General features: G+C 53.2%; 1 protein-coding gene. It reads left to right on the top strand.

The window, feature by feature from the left end; all coding sequences use genetic code 11:
• Positions 1-333 (top strand): AMP-binding protein (locus tag MOC09_RS19965; RefSeq protein ID WP_268371674.1); only part of this gene is annotated, 333 nt, incomplete at both ends.

Raw genomic sequence — 333 nt, 5'->3', positions numbered from 1 at the left:
AACCGTCTGGCGAGAAAGCTTGTTGAACAAGGTCTTCAAAAAGGGGAAGCTGCCGCGATTATGAACGACCGATCGGCAGAAACTGTTGTCGGCATGCTGGCTGTGTTAAAAGCAGGCGCCGCCTATGTGCCGCTTGATCCCGCGCTTCCTGAAGACCGTCTTCGTTTCATGGCGGAGGACAGCTCGATTCGAATGGTCTTGGCCGGAAAGTCTTATACAGAGCATGCCCATCAGCTGCAAGTGCCGGTCCTTACATTGGAAAGCGTGTTTGAAGAGAGTGAAGCGGCTGACAATCTCAACCTGCCATCCGCTCCGTCTGATTTGGCATACATC

The organism is Bacillus sp. N12A5 (genome assembly GCF_026790125.1).
GTDB lineage: Bacteria > Bacillota > Bacilli > Bacillales > Bacillaceae > Bacillus.
The sequence above is the reverse complement of the archived record's forward strand: the minus strand, read 5'-3'. Positions and strand labels throughout refer to the sequence as shown.